This window comes from Mesoplasma melaleucae (assembly GCF_002804105.1).
GTDB classification, from domain to species: Bacteria; Bacillota_I; Bacilli_A; order Mycoplasmatales; family Mycoplasmataceae; genus Mesoplasma; species Mesoplasma melaleucae.
On the sequence record NZ_CP024964.1, the window covers coordinates 732,052 to 752,517 of the forward strand.

The following is a 20,466-nucleotide window of genomic DNA, read 5'->3' on the forward strand; positions in this document are numbered from 1 at the left end:
GAGGATATATGAAAATAGTTATTTTATTAGATAGTTCTGGAACAAATGGATCAGAAAAAATAAAAAATAAAAATATTGAAGTTTTACCATTACATTTTACTTTTTCTAATGGAACTGATATGTTAGATACACCAAAAGAAGTTAAAGAAAGAAATATCATTAAACAAATTTCAGAAGGAGTTGACATTAAAACTAGTCAAGCAAGTCCTGGTGAAGTTGAAAATAAATATGACGAACTTTTACAAAAATATGATCACATATATCACATTCCTATTACTGGTAATTTATCAAGCATGTTACAAACTGCAATGATGGTTTCAAGAGATGACAAATATATTGGTAAAGTTACAGTTTATGAAAACTTAAATATTGCTGCACAAGCAATTGAGCAAACTGCACTTTATATTTCAAACTTACTTGAAGAAGGAAAAATTGAAACTCCTGAACAAATTAATGAAGCAATAAAAGAATATGAAAAATCAATATACATTGCAATTCTTCCTGGGGACCTAAGAAGATTAACCAGTGGTGGAAGAGGGAAAAAAGCTGTTACAACAGTTTTAAACCTATTAAAAACTAAAGTATTAATAAAATGAGAAGCTGAACCTAAAAAAGAAGCAATGGGTAGAACAGTTCATTCAATCATGGATAAAATTGTTAAAGTTTATCATGATAGCTATACAAAAGGCTATGAAATGATTTTTGTTAGAACTGCTTTAACTTCTCCTAAAATTTATGAGGCTGCTAGAGAAGCATTAGTAGAGGGTAAAGTTAATTTTTCTGAAGAACTAATACCAAATATATATACAGCACATGCTGGTGTTGATACAATTGGTTTCATCATCACTAAAAAAGTCTCTCAATAACTTAAAATAATAAAAACCCTTTAACTTTCAAAGGGTTTTTATTATTTTATATTTTGTTTTTTAATGGCAGAGGCAACAAGACTCGAACTCGTGACACTTGGTTTTGGAGACCAATGTTCTACCAACTGAACTATGCCTCTAAAAAGCACTCCTTGAGTGCTAATTTCTTTTATGTGGCAGGGGCAGCAAGACTCGAACTCGCGACACTCGGTTTTGAAGACCGATGTTCTGCCAACTGAACTATGCCCCTAATAAACACTTAAATATTATAAATAAAAAAACGTAATTTTTCAATGTTAATATTTAAAGCATTATTTTCTTTTTTTACTACATTCTTCACAAATAACATGAAGCTCAATTTTAACATGTTCTAGATGTTGTTTACTATATAAGATCAGATCTTTAAATTCTTTAAAATCTATATTCTGTATTTTGTCACTTGAGACATGCTCAATAGTTCCACACTCATCACATTTAACGTGCGCAGACTTGTTTGTTGAAAGCTCATATCAAATATTTTTTCCATCAAATGTATTTGAAGAAATTATATGTTCTTTTAATAAAAGATCTATTGTGTTGTAAACACTTGCTAGATTTACGTTAGTTAATATTTTTTCTAATTTTAAAGTCAATTGTTGTATATTCATATGTTCTGAAATAATAAGTAATTGGATTATGTTAGATCTTATGTCAGTAATTTTAATTGATTTTTGTTTAAGTCTATTAACTACTTCTTCATATTTAACCTGTTGAATTTTATTTAACTTTAACATAAATTATTTTGTTAACTCTGCTATAACATTTTCTAAGTCTTGGATTGTTTTGATTTCAAGTAATTTATCATCAGGAACAAATATTGAAAGACGTTCTTCTAAAACTGTTATCATGTCCATTAAATCTAATGAATCAACCCCTATTGTTGAAAATTGAGTTTGAGCTGTTAAATTTCCTTTAGCACCTTTACTTTTTAATTCTTTAATAATTTCATTATGTATATTCATTTTTATCACCTATTGAAATTATATCATTTAATTATAATTTTTCTAACTTATAAAAACATTTAGGGCAAGTTGAATAGTTAGTGCAAAATAAGAAAAGAACTCTTTTGGAAGGGTTCTTTTTTAATTGAATTCTAATACCAACCAACAAAACCTTTCTAAATTCTAAAGAGTTGTCCTCTTTTTATTAATTTAATCATGTGAACGTTTTAAATCTTTGTTGGTTGCTGTTAGAGTTTGATTTTCTAAGAACTATAGGAGGACAACTATGGATTTTAAAGAATATTATAGAGATATAACAGGCGAAACAAACTATACAATAGCCGGTCTTAGAATTTTTATTTATTTAAGCGTTACAGCTCAAAAAAGAATAAGTAAGAAATTTAATGATTATGCTAATTCAGGCGCAGCAATAAGAAAAAGACTTAAATTTATACAAATAGATTATGATAAAAAAGTTGAAGAACTAGGAAAAGCAATTGATAAAGCAGTACAAGAAATACTTAAGCTAGACAACGGAGTTCTTGAATTAGAAGACTTACTTGGGCAAGAACTTTTCAATGAAATTTACAAAGAAGAAAGCTTCAAAGAAGAATCAGTAAAAATGACTATTGAAGATGCAGAACAATGTAATCAATGTAAAGAATGAGTTGGTGTCAGTGAACTAAAAATGGATTTATGTTCTGAATGCTACCCAAAGGTGGTGCAATAATGAAACAAAATAAACAATTAACTCTTAATGAGTTATTAAATTTAGCAATTCAAAAAGGTAAAACTAAATTTAATATTGAAATACAAGAAAATAGTGGAATGAAAATGTTTTATCAAGGAAAAATGACTGAATTAAATTCTCCAATGTCTTATTTTCTTAAAGCACAATTTAATAAAAAGAGTAAAGAATTAAGAACTGATTTAGATGAAAAGCACTTAGAGTGGTTTGTAATTAAGTCAAAGGTTTTAGACGAAAAGACTTTATCTATTGTAGCAATGGAACCAACATATTACGAATTGCTAACAAGTAAAAAGGAGTAAGAAAATGGAAAAGAAACAAATTACAATATTCCAAGAATTTTTAGACCCAATGAAAAGTGGTGTTAAAACTTTTGAATTAAGAAAAGACCCAAACTTGGATGGAATAAATGAGTTAGTGGTTTTAAAAGCAGAACATATGTGTAATCAATATCTTTCAAATTGTTTAGATGAAAGAGAAAGATATGAAAGTGGTTATTGTGAATATGCTATTAAAGACAAATTAACAGTTAAAATGACTAAAAGAGATTTCAGTGTTTATCAGATAGCTGAAAGAATTAACTATAGATATTTAAAATTATTTTGAAAACAATGATATGAGGGAACTTTACATCCAGATGATATGGAAAAAATGAAAATGTATGATAAAGTTAATGATTTCTTAATACCTTACTCAAAAGATAATAAATCTTTTTATTGATATGATGTTGAGGTAATTAAAAATGAAAAAACAAATGTCACAAAATGCAAATGTATAGATAATAAACATAAACATTAAAATAGAAAGTAGGGAATTATGGCTAAAAAAGAAATTAATGGTTGAAATATACCATGTGCTAGAAGACTAGTTGATAAAGAACGATCAACTAATGATACTATTAGAATTATTGTTCCGTCTGAAGGTGGCAAAATTCTAAGAAGTTTTAATGTGCCTAAAAAGTTTGTTACTGATAATGACAAAACTAAAGACTACTTTTATGTTTGAATTCCCAAATTAAATTGAACGCAATGAGGTTATTCTTACTCATTCGAAAAAGACCAATATGTGCCAATAGGTAAAAAATGCTTAAGCTTTAATCAATTGGTGGAGTTACTAAATATATGTGCTCACTTTACCAGACAATTAATAGCGTCTATTAAGAATGGTTTAAGCATTATTAAAGATAAAGCTGTAAAAGCTATACAAGATACTATAGCGCTTCAAAAGTTATTTAATCACAATGATCTAAAACTAAAAGAAGCAAATATAGAACTAGAACAATTAGTAAATAAAAACTACTTTGAAAAACAAAATGAAAACCTAAAAGGATCATCCCCTAATACATCAGTAACAGAAGTCAAATTTGATGAAGAAATTGATGAGGCAATATGACAATAAAATTATTTAATATTAATTTGAAAACGATGTAGCGAATAAATAATTAATTATTAAATCCAAAAAATAAACGTTAGTCTTAACTAATGGTTTTTTTGTTGCTTATTAACATAACTATTCTTTGGTTTTTCAACCAAATTTGCTTTAAAAAATTTCAATAAGTATTTTAATAAGTAATTCAATAAGGTTTTAATAAGTTTTTTAATAAGATAACTAAGTTTGATTTTCTTTGAAAATAAACTTTTTTTAAAAACAAATCTCTTATACAATAAAGATGACGTTCATGAGTAGAAAGATAAAATGCTTATGGAAAAATGATTAACGATTGGTATTGATCCTAGTGGAATAGGAGTAACAGGTATTTATATAAAAACCTTTAATTATCAATGACCTAAAAGATGATATGAAAATATAGAAGCTAGTAGTCCAGTAGAAGCAGCTATTAAAATAATTGAATATATTAATAAAATTAAAAAAACATTACCTGAAGAAGTCTTTATTAAAGAAGTAATAGTAGAAGTTCCTCATAAAGGAATTGAAAAATGAACAGAAGTTAAAGCCACTAGAGAATTAGTAGGAATTTTAAAATACGTTTATAAAAATAAATTTAAGGGTCATCAACCTAACCACAAAGATAAAAAACTAAAAGAATCGATTAAGAATTCTAAAAAATACTTAAGTGATCATCAATTAGACGCAGAAGTGATAATGCATGCTCATTTTAGAGAAGAAGTATTTGGATGATGTTGTGAAAACTATTTAGGAAGGGAAATACCACATGGAAAAAAAGATAAGTAAAAATGAAACATTTGCAGTTATTAAAATAGTTGGTGATATAAGAGATATTGATTTAAAAGAAGATAAAAATAAAGAACTCTCACTACAACTAAAAATTGGGTTTAAAGGTGGAACTATATTTGCTTATGCTAAGTCAGAAGCAATGATCAATGAAATGCTGGATTTAAAGGTTAAAGATATTATTAAAGTGAAAGGTAAATTTATAAACATTTGATATCCAACAGCTAAAGGAAATTTTGCTGCTATTGATAATATTGAAAAATGATGAAAATTAGGAATTTTAGAATAATTCCTTTTTTTATTGCATTTTGAAAAAAAGTTGCTAGGTATTACCTTATCTTGGAGGTGTATTTAAAAAAATGTTAAGAAGAATTATTAAACTGGATGAAGATGGAAAAGAAATGGTTGATGAAGATGGTCAATACGTTTTTGAAGAAATTGAAATCCCAGATGCTAAAAGTTCTGAAGAAGATTCTACAGATTCTACAGAAGATGATCAAGTTCTTAATGAAAGCGCAGATAGTGTTGACGAAGTTGATGAAGTTACTGAAGAAGCTGCAGACAGCAACCCAGAACCTATTGAAGAAAATCCGTGAAAAGAAAAAATAAGAAGTTGCGGTTTAACAGATGAAGAAATTTACTTGTTAATTCAAAGATTTCAGGCAAACCTAAATGCAGAATCTGCTATAGAAAAAATTGATGCTTTGCCTGATGAAAAAAAACAAAAAATACTTTTAAATTTAGGAGTGAATTTAAAAGATAAAACAATAAATTAAGAAAAGGAAATATAAAATATGTCAAAAATAAATTTAGATCATGTTAATGAGATTTATTCAAATATTTGAAAATTTGAATCTCTATTAAAAAGTGGTAAATATTACCCATTATTTACAAATGAATTACGTCAAGAAGGTGGTGCATTTAAATCAAAAGTTAAATTACCATTAATGCTTTTAGCTAAAACTGGAAAAACTTGAACACAAGAAGATGGTATTCCAGTAACAGACGCACACGAAAAAATTGTAGAAGTTGAATTAGATCAAATTTTTAATTCTCACATTAAAATTGATAAAGCTAATGTTCCTGCTGATTCTTCAACATGAGCTGGTAATAAAGCTAAAACAATTACTTTGCAAGAAGGACAAGAGTTAGATACTTATACTTTAAAAGCAATTGCTCAAGGAGTTTCTAAAAAAATTGAAGCACCTTCAGAATTAAATAAAGATACAATTGTTGACTTCTTTACAGTGCTTGAAGAAACAGCAGAAGAACAAAAATTTGCACTTGAAGACGCAATTATATTTGTTTCACCAAAAGTTAGAAATGAAATTGTTAAAGCAAAATTAGAATGCGTTGATAGAAACGTAGAAAATACTTCAGTTAGAATTACTGAAGTATTAGGTTACAATGTTGTAACTGCTCCAATTCATAAACAAGGATATGACTTTATTGCATTACCACCTCAAGCTTACGCATGAGCATTGGCTATTCATACAGCCTTACAATCATATGAGTATACTCAAGGTGATTTTATTGGTCAATTAGCAACAGTTGTCAATGAATTTTATGGATCAAAAGTTGTTATGCCTGAAATGGTTATTGGTATTCCTGTTGCATCAGGAGAAACAAGAACATTTAATAGTGAACTTATTGATGCAAAAGGAAGAATTCAAGAACTTGAAAACTTATTAGCAATTTCTAAAAATTCAATTCGTTTAACTGAAGAAGAAAAATTAAAAGTTGAAGAAGAAAAAGCAGAGCTTTTAGCAAAAGTTGAATCACTAGAAAAAGAATTAGATGAAGTCTTAGCTAGTGAAGAAAAACCAGCAGCTTAATTTAGGATTTAACACCGTGCCAAGAAAGTTACAACCTAATCAGATTGTTACTTATAAAAAGAAAATAACTTATGTAAATCCCCAGAATGAACAAAAAGGTTTTTTTGATTCTTTTTGGGGAATTTTCTTAATTCAAGTACTTGCTGTAACAGCTGCTATTGCAACAAGCGGAGTTGGTAGTGCTGCAGTTGCTGGTTTAGGTTTGAGTCAATTCGGTTCTGCAGTAGCTTCTTCAACAATTCAAACTACAGTTAATTTTGCTATTTCAACTTTTTTTGATGCAATTAGAAATGACGTAACAACACAAAATTTAATTTTTAATGCAGTATTTGCAGTTACTGATTTAGGAAAAATTGGAAGATCATTAAAAGAAGACAAATTACTTAAGTTGGTTAATCAATCTGGCATTCTTCAAGAAATAGGAATTGAAGGACAGATTAAAAACTTTTATCAACTATCAAATCAATTAGTTTTGAAAGATGTTATTTTAAAAGATAACACTAAAATAGCATTTGGTAAAGTTGTAACTGATGCGCAACTATTAAGTAGTATATTTCAAGTTTCTAATGCGTCAATGAAAAAAGAATTAAAATCTTTGACGTATGAACAATTAAAGAACTATTTAGAAATTCAAAGAATTATTCAACAAATTAATCCTAGTTTAATCTATGCTAAAACGACTGTTAAAAGTGCTAAGTTAGATTTAATGCTAAAAAATGAATTAAATATTAGTTACGATCAATTTTTAAGATTAAATGATTTGGATGCTTTTAATGCCTTAACTAAACTGTCAACAACAAGAATTGGTAATAATACTTTAACTCAATTAAATAATTTACGCATGCAATCAAGGTTTCAAGATTCATTATTAACAAGTTACAAAAAGAATCTAAAATCTTTCAAGAATAAGGCAAAAAAACTAAATCCGTTCTATTGAGCAAATAAACTTATAAACGATGCTACAAAGCCGTTAGAAGAAGCTATACGTGATATTCATACTAAAGCTGTTTCCAAATATTTTCCTAAACTTAATAAAACAGCAAAAGACTTAGTAACAAAGTACAATTTAATCCCATGTCAACAAAAATCATTTTTGCTTGCTTATAAGTTTGAAATAACAGGTGTTGATGGTACAGGAATATTGCAAATTTGAAAAAAACCTTATAAATGAAAAAAAGAACTAAGAATTAGTAACTATAATTCTGTAAGAGTTTGAAGCAATTTAAAAGAAGTACAAGAGTTTGCTTTAGCACAAAATCAAGATGTTTACTATAATGACAACTTTGCTTTAGGACATGGATTTAGACAATCAAAACTAAGCAAATTATCTTTAATTAGTCCTGGCACAAGAAAAATTTATAAAGAGATTAATAAGTTTCAAACTAAGGTTAGAGTATTACAAACAATTTTAAAAATTGGTGTACTTGAATCAATTAAAAATAAAGCTCGTAATGAAAAAAACAAAATAGAAAATAGACTTATAAATAAAAGTCTAAGCAGTTTAATTTCATTTGTTCCTGGTGTAACTATATTTAGTTCATCAATAATTAAATCAATTAAAAAAGGTAAATGAAATAATGATTGAGCTAGAAATGATGTTGCTCGATACACAAGAAAGAAAACTATAAAAAAGGTGGTGCAAATAAAAAATGCAATATAAAATTTGAGAAATAACAAGTTATGATGACTATGTTAAAAATTGACCTTTAGGAAGTAGACTAAAGAAACTAACAACCTATTTTAAAAAATTAGGTTATCAAACAGGTGAAGACTTTTTCAACAAGAATGCTTATCTAGCGCAAGAGTTAGCTAATCAAAGAGTTGGAGGAATAATTGACACTATTTTTAAAACAACAAATTTAGATTTAAACATTCAAAAATATTTAAAGCAGTTTACATACTTAGCAATTGATCATTTATTAAATAATGACATTGAAATTGGTGAAAATGTAAGAAATAATCAAACAAGCTTAAATAATGGCAGAACAGTTAGTTCTACAACAACATTAACATCAGTTGAGCAAACTGTTGGCACAATGGCGTGAAGAGCTTTCAATGCTTCAACAATTCAAATATTGTATAAATCTTATTGTGAAAATGAAGGAATTCCATTTTTGTTGGATCCTCAAATGTTTTACGATAAAAAAGAAATTGATGCAATGTTAAAAGAACAAGACAATTACATTATTAAAATGAAAGACATTATTAAAGAAGATATTACAAATGATGAAGAATTTAGAAACATTATTGCAACTATGGTTGGTGATAATAAAGAATTAAAAGATTATTTATTTAACAAATTGGGAACTGATAAAAATTTTCAAGATAAAGTTGCAGCAATTCTTGCAAATAATGAAACTTTTAAAAATAAATTAATGAGTTTAATTTCAAATAATCAAGACTTTCAAAAAGCAATCGAAAAATTAATGTCAAAAAATATTGAAGTATTAAATGCAATAAAAGAATTAGCTATATCTAATAAGGCATTTCAAATAGAGGTTGCTAAAGAAATTTCTTTAATTGATTCATTTAATGAAAATGTTGGTGATATAACTTACAAAAAATTAAGAGCAGATGAAGACTTTGTTTCAAGAGCAGGTCTTACAGAAGAACAAAAAAAAGATTTAGAAACTTTAAATGAAAATATTCCTGAAATATTAACGATTAAAGATAAAGCTAATAAAGCTGAAGTTAATGAGCAATTAAAGTTGAAATTAGATGCAGAAGTAGCAGAACAAAAATATTTTAAAAAAATTGATGATAATTTTGTCACTATAGAGTTAACTGTAGAATTAATGCGTAAATTTATGCTATTAACTGAATTAATGATGTATTTGAATCTTTATGCTTTTATAGAACCCACAGACAAAACAAATTATTTATATAAATTTTATAATTTTTATGTTTTGCAAGGAAGTCTTGGAATCGTTTATAGGTATCAATCAAAAACAAGCGGAAGCAGTAATACAAATAGTTTTTTTCCAAAAACAAATCAAAAATTTATTCTTCCATCTTGAGTTAATGAGATAGTGCAAGAAGAAATCAAAAAAATAGAAAGTGAGTCATAGTTAAAATGGAAGCAATTACAGCATTAGTAGTTGGTGTTATTTCAGCAATGTTTTCAGGTTTTGCAACATTGGTAACATTAACACATAAAAATAAGTCTAATAAAAAAATTGATAGTTTAGAACAGTCAAATAAAGAAGAAATTATTGTCTTAAAAACTGAACAAAAAAATGTAATTAAACAATTAGACAAAATTGATAAAACTTTATCAAAAATAAATGACAAAATTGATGACTTAAGAAAGGAAAAATAGATTATGCCAGAAAATCCAAATAAAAAAACGCCTGAGCAATTGCTCAAAGAACACAATAAGCAATTACAAGCTGATTCTAAAGCTTCATTAGATGCCAAAAATGCGTCAGGTGAAATTTACACGGGCAAAAAAGCAGAAGGTCTTTTAAAAATGATTTATAAAGATCAACTTGTTATAAATACTGCAAATGAAAAGACAAATCTAATTAATCAGTATTTTGCTGATTTATTTGATGCAAGTACATTCAAATTTGTGTTTACAGATAAAAATGGTTTAGAGTTAGATAATCTATTGCAAATCTTTTTAAAGTATTTACAAAATAGGGGATGATCAACAAAATTTAATACGACTAAATTTAAGTCAGGTTCTTATGGTTGTTACGGGTTTTTAATTACTAAAGAAAAAACTGGAAAAACTATTCTAACAATTGATGAAACAATTCCTAATATTATTCCAGTTAAAATCAATTATAAAAATTCTATAAATGATATATTAACTGAAGTTGAAGTCGAGTATGAAGATTTTTCATTTCATTCAGGCAAAAATCATTCTATTTTAAGAAGAAAATATAAATTAGATAAAGACCTAGTTAAAATGACTTATTCTATTTATAGAAATGGAAAAATTCTTGAAGAACAGCAATGAGAAGTTGATTGAAGAGATAAATTTGCTTCAAAAGATTTTAAGTGAGATTTTATTCCTGTTAGCATCTTAAAAAATAATGCAGCAGAATCACCAAGAATGAAAGCAGTTGAAACTAGATTAAAAGTACTAGATATGTTTGATGAGCAAATAGCTATTTTACCTGCGTGAGAACGTGGTGGAATTATGTTTAATGGTGATCCTGTTGTAACACCTAATTCTGCAAAAGATAGTTATGATTTTATGTCAAATCTATTAACTAAAGGTTATGTTAAAATGAGTCCAGTTGAAATGGATGGAAACCTTTTAAATCTTTCAGACAACGTTGTTACATTCTCACCTACTTCTATCATGCAAACTTTTATGAATACAAGAAATGTTTTATTAAAAGAGATTAGAGAAGATGTTGGTATGCCTTCATTTGATGAAATTAAATCAGCACAGCAATCAACTGCAGAAGTTACTGCTAGACAATTTCTATCTTCACCACAATTAGAACGTGAAAAAATGTTTGTTAAAGATTTTTTAAAAGACTTTGCATATAAGTTTTTAAGAATATTACAAGAATGTAACATCGAGGAATTACCATTATTAAAAACATTTGATCTAAATGATTTAGTTGTTGACATTGATTTTGATTTAACAACAGATAAAAATATTAATCAAACAATTAAACAGGCAAATTTAGGATCAACAAATAGCAACTTAAATTTAAGTGAAGTCACAAATAATGATATGGAGGAATTAAGTAATGACAAACAAGGATTATTACGAAGAATTTGAAACTGAATTAGAAGAAGATAAAGACTTCATAGAGTCTTTTTCATCTAAAAAAAGATATCAAAGCGATGGGTACATTGAAGATTTAACTTATACTGAAGCAGAAGTTAAAAAATTTTACTTTTATCCATTAACAACATTAACTGGAAGAGAACTTAAAGAAGGTATTAGACTTGCTAAAGAAAAAACAACAATCATGTGTACAACACCTGATAAAGGTACTTCTTTAACTTTATATTTAACTGAAGAAGATTCAACTTTTGATTTAAATGAATTTATGGATCCTGCCAACTATTCAGAACAATTAATGAAGAATAGTAAAAACATGGCTGCAATGTTTAAATGTGATGAAGAGTTTAACATTGATAAACTTTATGTAATTACTGAAGAAGCATTAACAAATGATAATTTTGATGCAGTTACTAAATACATAAATAAAACTATTTCTTTTGATTCAACAGACGGAAGGTATTATATTAATTTTGTACCTATTGAAGAATTTACTAGTTTGTTTGACGCAAGACCCTTAATTCTAGTTAATTCAGAGCCTATTTCAGACAAAATCAAAGAAATAAGCATTGAAACCCCAGCAGGAGCATTAGTGGGTCAAATTAAGCCAGTTAATAAAGACGGACGCTTTCCTAAACTTTATGCAAAAGAAGGAACACAAGTATTTCCTAAATTAACATTCCCATTTCAAACGCAACCTGTTTTAAGTTTAATCGACTATTGAAATAGTGACCAAATTATACCTTTAAATGATATTCTGAACTTTATTAAATCAAAGGGTAAAAAATATAATGATTCATTTTCTTTAGCTGATTTCTTAAAATTAGGTAAACCTTCAGAGAAACCAGTTTTAAGAGTAGACTCTGGAGAAAAGATTAGATTCTATTCGAAAGGTATAAGAGAAGACGGTAGTTACTCAATGAATGGTGTATGAATACCCAAAAATGAACCATATGAAGAATGAATAGAATTTACTAAAGGAAGTAAAATTGGATATAAAGTAGCTTCAGGAAATCCTGGTGCAGCTAGATTACTAAATAAAATAATTGATGACATCTATCAAGTTGAAGTTACTCCAAAAGAATACACAAACTATAGTGCAGCTTTTGAAGTATTGTTAAGTATGTTAACTGAATCTTTCTGAAAAGATAATGAATTTGAAGGTGCTATAAAAACTGTAGATAAAGATGGGCAAATAATTGAAGAAATTGATGATAAAACTATTTATGTAAGATCGCAAAAATATGCTGGACAAGACAGATATAGTGTAACAACTAATTTGTGGTTGGCATGAAAGAAAGTTAATCAAGATTTAGTAATTAATAATCAATCAATAATTAAAAGAATAGAATCAGTCATGGCAATGTTATCAGGACAATTAAAATGTAATTATTCAATCAACAAAGGAGATAATGATGATTATAAAATATTACTGCCATATTATTTTGAGTTACAAAACCCTATAGAAAATCCAAATAGAAACTGAGTTGAATATAAGGACATTATAGTAAAATTAAAATCTTCATATTTTGATATAACTGCATCTGAAATTAAACCAAAATTGACTCCTATTTCAGAAAATATCGTACATAAATTAGAATACAATCATTATGCTTTCCCTGAGTTAACAAAAACAATTGAGTCTGCATCAATACCATCGTCTATGCCACTTGATCAACAATTGGCAAATGGCGAATATTCTAAATATCAGTTAAAGTCATTTAGCAATAATAAAGATGATATTGAAAAAATTAAAAACCAATATGGATCAGGAGAGATTACATTTAACCCATTAACAAACATTTATATTATTAATAAAGGCAATTTTGAATTTAAGGAAGTAGAAGCGATTAAAGAATTAATAATTTCTAGCTTTTACGGATCAGGCAAATGAAAAATAACGCTTATGACCGAAGCAAATATAGAAATTACTTTAAATCTAAACTTGTTTAATAAATTTGATACAAACAACAGTTTTGTTAATTTAATATTATAATAATTTATATAAGAGGTTCACATGAAAAAAATATTATTAAGTTTAACATCACTATCAATAATTGGGCTAACAACTTCACATGTTATTAGTTGCAATCAAGAAGGGAAATATATGATTCAAATTAGAAATTTAGACAGAAAAACAGGACAACCTATTCCAAACGGCATAGTTTTATGAGAAGGCGATAAAAGAACCATTAAAAGGTATGCAGTCGATAAAAGTCCAGATGGCGATGCACAGGTTAAAATGGAAGTTGAAGGACAAGAAGCAGCTGTTAGAATATCAGCTCAAGGAAATAAAGAACAGTATACTAAATACTTAACTGATCTTATAGGGTTTCCACCTGAACCATGATGAGGTACTAGCTAGTGATAGCTAGTTTTTTTTATGCAATGTGGGCGGGTGGCGTAAAAGCGTGAAGTATTTTTATTTTTACCGTCAACAAAAAGATTTCACTTGACTCCTGTTTAGTTTTGTAAGAGAATAAAGTTATAATACATAAATTATATGAAATGTGATTTATGTATAAGTTTCTTTATTGTAGAGTTCTCTTTATAACTAGAACACCCCGCAAGCAAAATTTTTTATTTCCGTCATGAATAAAAACTTATGAACGCTTGAGCCACCCAAAATTTTAAGGAGTAAAAATGAATACATCTGAAATAATAACTTCTGTTTTAACTGCGACTTCTATTTTAGTTGCTGTTATTTTTCCTATTATTCTCTATTATACTAATAATTCAAACGAAGCAAGGAAACTTTATATTAAGCATAGTGAAGATTTTAGAAATAATTTACGTCAGCTTGGACTTCAATTGAATATGCAATTTTCAAATGAAGAATATGTAAAATATTTTGTTCATTATTTGCTTCAATTTGAAGAAAATGTTAATACTGTTGAAAGTCATGTTAATAAAAATTTTTATTGAATTTGTTTAATTTGTAAAGAGCAAGATAGTTTTTCTTCAATAAAAGATACAAAAATTTCAGGAAAACTAACTGACTATAATGAGATGCGCAAAGTATATTGAATATTTTACTGGTGCAGTTTTAATAAAAGAAAAGTTAAATATAAGTTTAAAATTAAAACGAAATCAAAAATAGATCTTTATTTTTATTTTAAATGTTGTAATTTAGATTCAAATAATTAAAGAAATGTATTTAAAAGAAGGTTAAATTCCTTTTTTATTGTAATTTTTAAAAAAGTTGCTAGGTATTACCTTATCTTGGAGGTAGTACATGAAACAAAATAAAATTAAATGAGAGGATCTAAAACCAACAGAAAATAATTTTAACTTTACCTTTGACGTTTTAGATGCGGTTTGAAATGATTTACTTAAAGAACCATTCAGTGCAAAAAGTTTATTTTATGCAATGTCAGGTGCTAAAGGATTTGGTAAGACCTTTTTAATCTGTTTGCTTGCTTTATATCTAGTTTGTAACTTTAAAGATTATAATGCTCAATTAGCTAAATACACTTATGCATCAGCTAAAGAAAGTTACTACAAAACAATGAAGAAGGTAATGAATTTACTTAAAGAAGAATATGGAGTTACTGTTATTGATTTTATTGGACAAAATAAAGTCGCACTAATTAAAGAATTTAACTCAGAATCAAAATGCGCATGAGTCTTTGAAAATGGCAGAGAAATTAATGTTATAGGATTTGATAATACTAGTAAATGAGAAGGTGTTCCAGCAGCTACTGGGGAAATAGGAATGTTTGCTATTGATGAAGTTATTCCTTTAGGTGAAGAAATAATCGATGAAGCAGACTATGTTTACAAGCTTGTAAATCTTATGACTCAAGTAGTGCGTGGTCAAAACTTAACTACATGCTTAGAACCTTTACCTGAATTAAAAGGAATAAAACCTTTACCATTTAATAAAAATGAAACATGACAAATGTATAAAAAGCACTATATTCTTTTTGGATTTAATAATCATGATACAAGTCACCCAATTTATCAAATGTTTATGGACGAAATAGCACCTTTAACAGACGAAGTAAAAGAAGAACTAGATAAAAATGCAGTTAGTTACAGAGAAGACACTACATTCTTAAACATGGGTGCCACTGTTATACGTGGAACTACAGCAATTAACAAAGCAAATTTAAATCCTAAAGTTTTGGAACTAGGGGAAGGTATTAAAGAACGTTGACCAGAAACTTACAACACTTTATTTAAAGGTGATGAAAATCAGATGCAAATAGATAAATATGCATATAGAAAAGATTTGCTTGAAAATGCTCAATTCTTTAACAAGGAAGATTTTTATTGAGATGAAACAAAGAGATTCTGATTTGACCAAATTAGAATTGGTTCAGATTATGCTGATGGTGGTGAAAGCGGAGATGACGCAGTAACAATGTTAATTGGATTTGAACTTGATGCTATAACAGGTGTTGTTAAGGGAGTTTATATTTTAGATGAACTTTCTATATCAACAAAGAAATTTAAAAACATGGAAGATAAAGTTGAATCTATAGCTAATTTTATTAATGATAAAACTAGAAGCTATGAATTTGGATCAGCTAGAGCAAAATTTGAAGATCATATAAGATTTAAAATTGGAGCTGATTCTAGAACTGTTAAAGATTTCTTAATTGGTATTCTTGAAAGAAATCATCAAATAAACAGAGAAATGCTAGAAAGAAATTTTACTTGCTTTATTTCATCAGGTTCTAAAGGATGAAAGATAGAAACAAGACACTATATGTGAAAGAGACTATTAAATGAAAAGAAATTATTCTTTGCAAACGAGTTAAAAGTAATAAAAAAAATACAAGGTGTTGACGTTGTAGTTAAAAAACATGGTTACTTGTATGATGAATTATTTAGATGTACACTTCACCCTGATAAAAAAATTAGAGATGAGCGACCAAAACGAAATAAGTTAGATGCTATAAATGCAGCAGAACATGCAATTAGTTACTTTAGATATAATCTTTTTGAGTAATAGAACCTTTTAGGGTTCTTTTTTTGTAAAATGGTAGCAGTAGGAGGACAACTATGAAAGTAATAAATCAAATCGAAGTTTTTGATGAGTTAAAAGACTTACATTTAAATTTATTAATTGAAGATATGCTTGAGAAAATCCAAGAATTAGATTTAGAAATTAAAAATAGTGATTGGCGTAAAGCAGAAGGCTATTATGTTAATGGTTACTCAAAAAGAACTATTATATTTAGCGAAGGTGTTATGACTTTGAAAAGAACAAAATATAAAATATGAAATTCAATTGAAAAAAAATGAAATACTAAATGTTTAGTGGATGATTATATTCAATTAGAAAAATATCAAAGAATCAGTTATGAATACATTGATAAAATTCTTAATCAAGTTTCAGACGGAATTAAATACAAAGATATAATAAATTGTTATCCTAGAGCGAGAATTGATAAATCAACAATATCAAGAATTATTAAGAAAATGGATATTGAAAATTTAAGTGAAATTTCATCTGATTTAGATTATGAAATACCAAGTGATGCAGATAAATATGATTATGTTTATGTTTCTACAGATGACGCTTTTTTAAAACTAAAGGAATTTGATAAAGAAGAAGCAAAAATGAAAGCAAAAAAACATAGAGTTAGATTAGCTGTTCTTTATTTAGGAGTTTCAGATAAAAAAGATGATCGCAATTCTAAGTTAGTTCATAAAAGAATTATTTACCAAATTGATAAACAAAAAACTAGATTACCTTCATCAGCAAAGTTTGCAGAACTTGTTAGAGAAAAAATTAAAGAATTCTATGGTGACAAGGAAAGACAAATTATAGTTTGTGGTGATGGGGATGACTACATAAAAAAAGTTGCAGATGAATTAAACGCTAAAATAGTTTTAGACTTTTTTCACTTAAAAGCAAAAATAAGAAGAGGTCTTCCTTTTACCAAATGAAATAATCCTGCTGGACTAAATCAATTATGTAACCTAATAATGGAAGATATAAAAACGGATCCATTTGCAGCAATAGATAAATTAAAAATTTTAATCCATAGTGCAACCGATAATAAAAAAGTTTTATTAAAAGAAGCAATTAGATATATTAAAAATAATTTAGATGGTATATTTGCTTATCAAGAAGACTGATACAATGGATGTTACACTGAGTCTAACGTTTATCATTTTATTAAATCAATAAGTAATGGAAAATCTTATGCAGTAAAAACATTTAAGAACTTGATCGCTTTAAGGGCAGGCAAAATAAATTGTTTAAATGCTTTTGAAATATGAAAACATGAAAAAAACATAAAAATTGAACTAAATGCATTTGAAAATAAACATCATCAATGAAGAATGTTAAGAAACAAAGATTTTAGAAATGCTTCACGAAATGGTCATATAGCGTCTATAGATAGCAAATTTTCTAGATACATTGATATTTTTAAACAATATAAAATGTACAAATAAAACTAAAAAATAGACATAAATGGTAAAAAAGGAAATTTAAGGATTTCTATATTTTTTGTTGCTTTTTTGCTAAAAATGATAAAATAAATGTAACAAAAGACGTTCACATACAATTTTTCCAGTAAATTTTTACTGGAAAAATTGTAAATCTTAGGCTTTGCACCAAATAAACAACTTGCTCAACATTTATAGTGGTTATAATCATCTCATATATTTACTTGAACTTTATTTTTTTCAAAATCAAAACTTATGTTTTCTAAATGTTGCTGAGCTTCAATTTTTAACAGGAAAATACATTTAAATAATTCTTGATTAATGTCTTCATGCTTGTTAATGAAGCTTCTTTATTGTTTTTCACTAAAAATAATTTTTTCTAAGTTTAAATTAGATGTTGTTTTCTTATTAAAAAAGTTTGCACTTTTAATTGCAAAGTACATAGTTGCACAACTTGAAATAATTAGAATTAAAACTAATATTGATTTAAAGTATTTCATATGTTTTTAAAAGCTCCTTCATTTCTTCAAAAGTTAAAATTGAAATTACTGTTTAAAATGCATTATTTAATTTATATGTGTATTTTTCAATAGTATTAACATTAAATTTATAATCTTGTACAAATAAATATTTTGCATAAATTTTGCATAAGACTTTATTTGATTTGAAATTATATATTCCTTATCAAATATATTAAGTTTAATAATTAATTCCTGTTTCTTATTTCAATTATATGGATATATGTATAATTTTTTGTCTCCAGTTTTTAAATTAACAATTTTAGTTTTTTCATCTAATTCAGAAATACCATTATAAACAATTTGATAATTATCATTATTATTTAAAATACTTAAATTTAAATCACCTGAGTAGTATGTTTCAAACTTCTTTTTTTCGCTTAGTTCAACACTATTAATTTTAAAAGGCGGAAAAATTTTACTATTTTTTACTTGTTCTATTTCATAAATTAAGTTTTGATCACTATTTAATAAATGCATATTTAACTTTATTGTATTTTATATTTAAATCAAATAAATCTTAATACCTTTTGTTTATTTCAAGTGCATTATTATTAATGTTAACTTCTGCTTTTAAAATAGATTCAGAATTTAGCTTTTTAATATTATTAAAATAATCATAATAACTTAAGCAACTTACTACATTGAGATTAACCTTGTTGTTTACTTTCACAAACTCTGGATTTAATCTTATTTCACCCTTAGACTTATAATTTATTTGATTGAAATCATGACTTAAACCAAAATTTAAATTAATAACATGATCTTTTTTTAAATCAGTTGGCAATTCATATTCAAAATAGGTTTTTAGAATTGACTGAACTGGTTTAATTTTTTTAAATCGCTTGAATACAATTTAAAATCTAAATTAAATAAATTAAAGGTATTATGATAATCTGAATCATTCATAATGTAAGGATTTAAACTTAAATTAACAAACATTTTGTAATAAGATGTTTTATTTACTAAATACGGTTTATTAATAAATATTATTTCTGGTGCAATAAATGATTGTTTATTGTTTGAAATAGTTGTATCAACGATAATATATGTATTAATTTATTGTTGTGTTTGAACTAACATTTTTCACCTCTTTATATTTTTAAGCAAAAAGGACAAAAAAATAAGATGACAAGCATCTTATTATTAATTTAATTAAGCAATAGCTTCTTTAGCTTTTTGGTAAGTTGCGTCTAAAGCTTCACATGATTTTTCAAATGCTACTTTTTCATCTTCTGATAAGTCTCATTCAATAATTGTTTCTCATCCTTTTGCTCCTAAAATTACAGGAACTCCAGTATAGAATCCTTTTTGACCATATTCACCGTTTAATTTAGCACCAACCATGAATGTAGTTTTTTCGTCTCTTAAAATTGCTGATGATATAGCTGCTAAACATACACCAATTCCGTAGTATGTTGCACCTTTACGTTCAATAATTTCATAAGCCATTCTAATAGCTCTTGTTCAGCATTCTTGTAAATCAGCTTCAGTAATTTTTCCTTCAGCTAAGTATTTGCTAATTGGTTGACCCATAACTGTTCCTTTTGAGTAAACAACAACTGATGAATCTCCATGTTCTCCCATAATGTAAGCATTAACTGATTTTGGAGCTACTTTTAATTTTTGAGCAACTAATCTTCTTAATCTTGCTGAGTCAAGAGTTGTTCCTGCCCCAACAACTGAATGTTCGTCATATCCTGTTACTTGTTGGTAAACTGTTGTTAAAACATCACAAGGGTTTGAAGCAATAACTGTTACTCCTTTAAATCCTGATGCTTTAATAGCTTCAGCAATACCTTTCATAATTTTTGAGTTATCTGCAATTAATTCTAATCTTGTTTCACCAGCTCTTTGTGGACGTCCAGCTGTAATTACAATTAGATCTGCATCTTTACAATCTTCGTATGTCCCCGCTTTAATAGTAAATGGTTTGTCTACAACAGCCATTGTATCTTCGATATCAATTGCGTTTCCATCTGCTGCTTTTGTGTTAAGATCGATTAACACGTATTCTTCAGCTAATCCTTGGTTAACTGCTGAATAAATAAATGACATACCAACTGCACCAGTTCCAACTAGTACAACTTTGTTTGAAGTTTTTTTCATATTTGTTTCTCCTTTATTATTTTTTCTCTATACCATTATTATATTCTCAATGATGTAAA

Annotated in this window: 23 protein-coding genes and 2 tRNA genes; 18 read left to right on the forward strand and 7 right to left on the reverse strand. The window is 26.9% G+C overall.

Annotation, left to right across the window (positions count from 1 at the left end):
* Positions 1 to 8: 8 nt before the first annotated feature.
* The gene (locus tag EMELA_RS03855; RefSeq protein WP_028124376.1) at positions 9 to 866 is read left to right on the forward strand and encodes a DegV family protein; all 858 of its coding nucleotides are present in this window, start codon (positions 9 to 11) and stop codon (positions 864 to 866) included.
* 64 nt (positions 867 to 930) lie between these two features.
* Here EMELA_RS03855 and EMELA_RS03860 read toward each other — a convergent pair.
* The 4 genes from EMELA_RS03860 to EMELA_RS03875 form a co-directional block, all read right to left on the reverse strand.
* A tRNA-Trp gene (locus EMELA_RS03860) sits at positions 931 to 1,006 on the reverse strand.
* Between the two features lie 34 nt (positions 1,007 to 1,040).
* Positions 1,041 to 1,116 (reverse strand) — tRNA-Trp (locus tag EMELA_RS03865).
* A gap of 61 nt (positions 1,117 to 1,177) precedes the next feature.
* Positions 1,178 to 1,639, reverse strand: a complete 462-nt coding sequence (locus EMELA_RS03870; RefSeq protein WP_028124377.1) for a Fur family transcriptional regulator — start codon at positions 1,637 to 1,639, stop codon at positions 1,178 to 1,180.
* Between the two features lie 3 nt (positions 1,640 to 1,642).
* Positions 1,643 to 1,867, reverse strand: coding sequence for an acyl carrier protein (locus EMELA_RS03875; RefSeq protein ID WP_028124378.1), 225 nt, complete (start codon positions 1,865 to 1,867; stop codon positions 1,643 to 1,645).
* A 265-nt stretch (positions 1,868 to 2,132) separates the two neighbouring features.
* On the opposite strand from EMELA_RS03875, the gene EMELA_RS03880 reads away from it, so the two are divergent.
* The 17 genes from EMELA_RS03880 (at position 2,133) to EMELA_RS03960 (ending at position 17,786) form a co-directional block, all read left to right on the forward strand.
* A complete protein-coding gene (locus EMELA_RS03880) occupies positions 2,133 to 2,576 on the forward strand; it encodes a hypothetical protein (protein WP_028124379.1) in 444 nt (147 codons plus the stop codon).
* Positions 2,576 to 2,896 carry a hypothetical protein gene (locus EMELA_RS03885; protein ID WP_028124380.1) on the forward strand — a complete coding sequence of 107 codons (321 nt, stop codon included), beginning with the start codon at positions 2,576 to 2,578 and terminating at the stop codon, positions 2,894 to 2,896. The genes EMELA_RS03880 and EMELA_RS03885 overlap by 1 nt, the downstream gene beginning before the upstream one ends.
* Before the next feature lie 4 nt (positions 2,897 to 2,900).
* Positions 2,901 to 3,392 carry a hypothetical protein gene (locus EMELA_RS03890; RefSeq protein WP_028124381.1) on the forward strand — a complete coding sequence of 164 codons (492 nt, stop codon included), beginning with the start codon at positions 2,901 to 2,903 and terminating at the stop codon, positions 3,390 to 3,392.
* Between the two features lie 18 nt (positions 3,393 to 3,410).
* A complete protein-coding gene (locus EMELA_RS03895; protein WP_028124382.1) occupies positions 3,411 to 3,992 on the forward strand; it encodes a hypothetical protein in 582 nt (193 codons plus the stop codon).
* Positions 3,993 to 4,295: 303 nt separating this feature from the next.
* Positions 4,296 to 4,787: a hypothetical protein gene (locus EMELA_RS03900; RefSeq protein ID WP_156932128.1), complete on the forward strand. Its 492-nt coding sequence runs from the start codon at positions 4,296 to 4,298 to the stop codon at positions 4,785 to 4,787.
* Positions 4,768 to 5,076: a hypothetical protein gene (locus EMELA_RS03905; RefSeq protein ID WP_028124384.1), complete on the forward strand. Its 309-nt coding sequence runs from the start codon at positions 4,768 to 4,770 to the stop codon at positions 5,074 to 5,076. Before EMELA_RS03900 ends, EMELA_RS03905 begins: the two co-directional genes overlap by 20 nt.
* Before the next feature lie 70 nt (positions 5,077 to 5,146).
* Positions 5,147 to 5,563 (forward strand): hypothetical protein, encoded by a 417-nt coding sequence (locus tag EMELA_RS03910; protein WP_028124385.1) that lies wholly within the window; start codon positions 5,147 to 5,149, stop codon positions 5,561 to 5,563.
* A gap of 18 nt (positions 5,564 to 5,581) precedes the next feature.
* Positions 5,582 to 6,622 carry a hypothetical protein gene (locus tag EMELA_RS03915; protein WP_028124386.1) on the forward strand — a complete coding sequence of 347 codons (1,041 nt, stop codon included), beginning with the start codon at positions 5,582 to 5,584 and terminating at the stop codon, positions 6,620 to 6,622.
* Entirely contained in the window at positions 6,600 to 8,282 is a 1,683-nt protein-coding gene (locus EMELA_RS03920) for a hypothetical protein (RefSeq protein ID WP_156932129.1), read from the forward strand. Before EMELA_RS03915 ends, EMELA_RS03920 begins: the two co-directional genes overlap by 23 nt.
* Positions 8,272 to 9,690, forward strand: coding sequence for a hypothetical protein (locus EMELA_RS03925; protein WP_028124388.1), 1,419 nt, complete (start codon positions 8,272 to 8,274; stop codon positions 9,688 to 9,690). The genes EMELA_RS03920 and EMELA_RS03925 overlap by 11 nt, the downstream gene beginning before the upstream one ends.
* Before the next feature lie 5 nt (positions 9,691 to 9,695).
* A complete protein-coding gene (locus tag EMELA_RS03930; RefSeq protein ID WP_028124389.1) occupies positions 9,696 to 9,941 on the forward strand; it encodes a hypothetical protein in 246 nt (81 codons plus the stop codon).
* A gap of 3 nt (positions 9,942 to 9,944) precedes the next feature.
* Positions 9,945 to 11,387 (forward strand): hypothetical protein, encoded by a 1,443-nt coding sequence (locus tag EMELA_RS03935; RefSeq protein WP_028124390.1) that lies wholly within the window; start codon positions 9,945 to 9,947, stop codon positions 11,385 to 11,387.
* On the forward strand, positions 11,335 to 13,368 hold the full coding sequence (locus EMELA_RS03940) for a hypothetical protein (RefSeq protein WP_028124391.1): 2,034 nt from the start codon (positions 11,335 to 11,337) through the stop codon (positions 13,366 to 13,368). The genes EMELA_RS03935 and EMELA_RS03940 overlap by 53 nt, the downstream gene beginning before the upstream one ends.
* 21 nt (positions 13,369 to 13,389) lie before the next feature.
* Positions 13,390 to 13,737, forward strand: coding sequence for a hypothetical protein (locus EMELA_RS03945; protein WP_028124392.1), 348 nt, complete (start codon positions 13,390 to 13,392; stop codon positions 13,735 to 13,737).
* Positions 13,738 to 14,015: 278 nt separating this feature from the next.
* Positions 14,016 to 14,519 (forward strand): hypothetical protein, encoded by a 504-nt coding sequence (locus tag EMELA_RS03950; protein WP_028124393.1) that lies wholly within the window; start codon positions 14,016 to 14,018, stop codon positions 14,517 to 14,519.
* Between the two features lie 88 nt (positions 14,520 to 14,607).
* Positions 14,608 to 16,329: a hypothetical protein gene (locus tag EMELA_RS03955; protein WP_100608981.1), complete on the forward strand. Its 1,722-nt coding sequence runs from the start codon at positions 14,608 to 14,610 to the stop codon at positions 16,327 to 16,329.
* A gap of 53 nt (positions 16,330 to 16,382) precedes the next feature.
* Positions 16,383 to 17,786: an Mbov_0401 family ICE element transposase-like protein gene (locus tag EMELA_RS03960; protein WP_100608982.1), complete on the forward strand. Its 1,404-nt coding sequence runs from the start codon at positions 16,383 to 16,385 to the stop codon at positions 17,784 to 17,786.
* Between the two features lie 344 nt (positions 17,787 to 18,130).
* On the opposite strand, the gene EMELA_RS05010 is transcribed toward EMELA_RS03960, so the two are convergent.
* From EMELA_RS05010 to EMELA_RS03980, 3 genes are all read right to left on the reverse strand, one after another.
* Entirely contained in the window at positions 18,131 to 18,280 is a 150-nt protein-coding gene (locus tag EMELA_RS05010) for a hypothetical protein (RefSeq protein WP_169733563.1), read from the reverse strand.
* A gap of 66 nt (positions 18,281 to 18,346) precedes the next feature.
* On the reverse strand, positions 18,347 to 18,778 hold the full coding sequence (locus EMELA_RS03970) for a hypothetical protein (RefSeq protein ID WP_028124571.1): 432 nt from the start codon (positions 18,776 to 18,778) through the stop codon (positions 18,347 to 18,349).
* A 675-nt stretch (positions 18,779 to 19,453) separates the two neighbouring features.
* The gene (locus EMELA_RS03980; RefSeq protein WP_028124569.1) at positions 19,454 to 20,407 is read right to left on the reverse strand and encodes an L-lactate dehydrogenase; all 954 of its coding nucleotides are present in this window, start codon (positions 20,405 to 20,407) and stop codon (positions 19,454 to 19,456) included.
* Positions 20,408 to 20,466 lie beyond the last annotated feature (59 nt).